4 protein-coding genes are annotated in these 3,801 nt (G+C 62.9%); 2 read left to right on the top strand and 2 right to left on the bottom strand.

All coding sequences use genetic code 11. The annotated features are described in order from the left end of the window. Positions 1–132 precede the first annotated feature (132 nt). The gene (locus CCR96_RS02175; RefSeq protein ID WP_242518360.1) at positions 133–1,149 is read left to right on the top strand and encodes a DUF4351 domain-containing protein; all 1,017 of its coding nucleotides are present in this window, start codon (positions 133–135) and stop codon (positions 1,147–1,149) included. Between the two features lie 44 nt (positions 1,150–1,193). Here CCR96_RS02175 and CCR96_RS02170 read toward each other — a convergent pair whose 3' ends face one another. Further along, the gene (locus tag CCR96_RS02170; protein ID WP_201215841.1) at positions 1,194–1,568 is read right to left on the bottom strand and encodes a flagellar protein FlaG; all 375 of its coding nucleotides are present in this window, start codon (positions 1,566–1,568) and stop codon (positions 1,194–1,196) included. Between the two features lie 258 nt (positions 1,569–1,826). On the opposite strand from CCR96_RS02170, the gene CCR96_RS02165 reads away from it, so the two are divergent. Further along, positions 1,827–2,723, top strand: a complete 897-nt coding sequence (locus CCR96_RS02165; RefSeq protein WP_201215838.1) for a hypothetical protein — start codon at positions 1,827–1,829, stop codon at positions 2,721–2,723. Between the two features lie 60 nt (positions 2,724–2,783). On the opposite strand, the gene CCR96_RS02160 is transcribed toward CCR96_RS02165, so the two are convergent. Continuing rightward, entirely contained in the window at positions 2,784–3,413 is a 630-nt protein-coding gene (locus CCR96_RS02160; protein WP_201215834.1) for a hypothetical protein, read from the bottom strand. Between the last annotated feature and the right edge of the window lie 388 nt (positions 3,414–3,801).

Raw genomic sequence — 3,801 nt, 5'->3', positions numbered from 1 at the left:
TCATCAGCATCGGTCTGCTCAAAGACAGCCAGATCCCCCAAGCCACCGGCCTGAGCCTGGCCCAGATCGAAGCGCTACGGTCTCAGCCTCCGTCTTGACACAATGCGTGGCCCAATCCGCTAAACTCAGCCCATGGCGACCACCGAGACCAACACCGACAACACCCCGGCTGCAACGGGCGCAACCAAGAACGACCAAGACAGCCCCAAGCGCGACCAAGACAGCCCCTGGAAAGAAGCCCTCGAACGCTTCTTCCCCGAGTTCCTCGCGCTGCTGTTTCCGGCCATCCACGCCGAGATCGACTGGAACACCCCCTACCGCTCGCTCGACAACGAACTGCAGCAGATCACTGGCGACGCCGACAGCGGCCGACGCTACGCCGACAAACTCATCGACGTGCGCACCCGAGAAGGCCATGACCTCTGGGTACTGGTCCACACGGAAGTGCAGGGCGCGGCCCAGACCGAGTTCGCCAAGCGCATGTTCCAGTACAACTATCGGATTCGTGATCGCTACGACCGCCCCGTGGTCAGCCTCGCCGTACTCAGCGACACCAACCGCCAGTTTCGACCCGAGCGCTACGAAGACGGGCGTTGGGGCTGCGACATCATCTTCCGCTTCCCAACGGTCAAACTGCTCGACTACACCGAACCCGAGCGCTGGGCGGAACTCGAAGCGAGCGACAACGTCTTTGCCCTCGTGATCATGGCGCAGATCCGCGCCAAGGTCACCGACGATGCCGAAACGCTCAAAGGCTGGAAATTCCGCCTCATCCGCATGCTCTATGAGCGCGGCTACGAGCGCCCCTTGATCCTACAGCTATTCCGCCTCATCGACTGGATGATCCGCCTACCCGAGGGCCTTGAAGCGGACTTCCGCCAAGAACTCTATGCCTACGAGGAGCAACAACGCATGCCATACATCACCACAGTTGAACAAGCCGGGATTGATAAAGGCGTCATCATCGGCGAACAGCGCGGCGTCATCATCGGCGAAGCCAAAACACTCCTCCGCCTACTCACCCGCAAATTTGGCCCCGACTGTGCCGAGCGCTACCGCGACCGCGTCGAAGCCGCGGACATTGAGCAACTCGACGCCTGGCTTGACAACATCCTCACCGCCGAGAGCCCCGAAACCCTCTTCCACTAAGACGCGCAGCCAAGCGCCGAGTCTCCCAGGAGCCCCCCAACCCCTCAAGCCTGAAGATTCACCAAGTCACCGCGCGCGGCCTGGGTCATCTCCATGATCTTCTCGGCCATGCGCAGCACCTCCTCCGGCGGGATCTGGCGGAGCACATCGCCCGACTCGCTATCGACAATGCGCGTGATCAAGCGCTCGCCCGGCGGCTCGCTCATCTCGAACTGCACCCCATACTGGTTCATCACCTCGTTTACCCGCTGCAGCGGCTCCTCCAGATCAGTGCGCCCCGGGGCCTGATTGCTCTGCGCTTGCGCCAGCGTGCTGCCGACGCTGGGCAACGCCTGCTGCAGCAAGCCCTCCAAGCGCTGGCGCGGGTTGAGCTGGTTGACCGGGGCGGTGTTCGGGGCGGTTTGGCTGATATCGGTCATGGCGCTGGACAGGGGAGTGGGCTCCTTGTCAGACGGTTAGCAGAATCGCAAGCTGAGTCGAAGCGCGGCCCGATCGCCGCGAAGGCGAGGGCGACACTGCGTGCCCCGAGACGATCAAGCCTTGAGTTCGAGTTTGAGCCCCGCGCTCGCGACCCTGCGCCTGCTGACCAGCCGGGCTAAACCGTGGTCCGCCCCGGGTTTCGCGTCCGGTGCTTCGCCCTGTTTTCATCCAAGCGTTCAACCCGCTAGACTGTTTCAATGACCCCCAAGCATCCCAACAGCCCAGACAAAGCCCGCTTACGCGAATGGCACCGGGCCTTTGGCATCGCGCTGGTGGAGGTGTTCGCCGACGTTCCCTGGCGCGTCGAACTCGAACAAGAACTCGCACTGACCAGTCAAGCACTCGACGTCGCGATCATTGAAGCCGCAGAAGCCGGCTGCAAAGCCCCGCTACCCGACCCGCTCCCCGATGGGCTCGAGAATCTGCGCGCCATCAACCTGCTGAGCTACAAATCCCGCCATGAAACCCTGGGTGTCTGGTCGCTGGATGAACTGATCGGGTATTACGTCCTCTACCGCAAAGTCAACCTCACCGCCGAGCAGGCCCGCCATCCGCGCGACGCCTTCGGCCTCTATGCCGTCGCCACACGCTATCCCAAAGGGCTCGCGCGCCACCACGGCCTGCAAGCCACTGCCTGGAAAGGCGTCTACGACCTGCCCTGGGGCGGGCATCGGGTGCGGGTCATCGTCCTCAACCGGATCAGCAAACATCCGCGCAACGCCCCCTGGGAACTCTTCGCCAGCGAGCAGGATCGCATGCGCCAAGGGCTCGAACACTACCGCCACCGCCTGCGCGAGCCCAACCAAAACGGCCGCTGGACACTGCTCGAACGACTGCACCTCATCTTCCAACGCGAGGCACCCGAGATGGCCTACACCCTGCAAGACTTCATCCGCGAGACCCATGAACTGGTGATCGAAGACGCGCTCAAGCGCGACCCCGACGCGATTCTCAAGCGCCTAGACCCCGAGCAGCGCCTCAAAGGCCTCGACCCCGAGCAGCGCCTCAAGGGACTCGACCCCGAGCAGCGCCTCAAGGGGCTCGACCCCGCCATCATTGAAGCCTGGCTGGCGAAACAGCGCCGGGATCACTGAGCGCGGAAAACCGGACCCGCCCCCTGTTTTTCCTCCGGGTTTCCCCACCGAGTGACCGACTCACCAAGCCCGCGGCGCAAAGTCCATCGCGTTCTGAATCGCCGCCGAGTCACCGGTTGCGCGGATGCTGAACAGCCCGCGCTTGGTGAGCATCGCCTCCGCGCCCGCGTCCGCACTGAGCCAGGCCATCGCCCCAAAAATGCGATTGTTCGCGTAACGCGGCAGCCATTCCTTGAAGTGATCCAGCTTGCGCAGGAAGGCCTTGACGTCCTTCGGGCGCAGCGTCGTCTTCACCTCAACCACCACCAGCTCCGCGCCAGTGTGGGCGAGGATGTCGAACTCATAATTCCCACCATCGGCGCGCTGACCTTTGAGGCGCGTCGTCGTATCGGTGATTGCGATGCCGCGCGCCCTGAGCAGATTCACCAGATCGCCCTCCACCAGCGATTCCATCAGCTTGCCCCACTGGCTCGTGAACAGCGATTTCAGCTCGGCAATCTCGCGGCTGGTCTCCTTGATCTGCAGATCGGTTGCTTTCCGTGACTCGGTAAGTTCGCGGTTCAGCTCGGCAATTTCGCGGTTCCGCTCGGCAATCTCGCGGCTGGTTGCTTTAATCTGCAGATCGGTTGCCTTCTGTGCCTCGGCAAGCTCGCGGAACAGCGTCAAAATCTCATCATAGGTCGTTGCCATCTTGAGGCGCCCTCGGGTCTCAGGTCTGGCAGACAGTATAGCGATCCGAGCGCCCGCTCAGCGGCATCATCCAAGTCGAGATCGCCTCAGGCGATCGCGCCTCCCTGCAAGCCGCCGTCGATCGGCTGGCGCGCCTGATCCGGGCCGACCCCAACAAGGCCCGCCTCGATCGGCTCATCACCCGCTGGCTCAAGCGTCATCTCCAGCGGCTTGGTGCACAGATCGACCTTACCCAGATCAACTCACTCGTCGCCCCGCAACTCATCAGCATCGGTCTGCTCAAAGACAGCCAGATCCCCCAAGCCACCGGCCTGAGCCTGGCCCAGATCGAAGCGCTACGGTCTCAGCCTCCGTCTTGACACAATGCGTGGCCCAATCCGCTAAACTC

It is taken from the genome of Halochromatium roseum, from assembly GCF_016653315.1.
Classification (GTDB): domain Bacteria; phylum Pseudomonadota; class Gammaproteobacteria; order Chromatiales; family Chromatiaceae; genus Lamprobacter; species Lamprobacter roseus.
The sequence above is the reverse complement of the archived record's forward strand: the minus strand, read 5'-3'. Positions and strand labels throughout refer to the sequence as shown.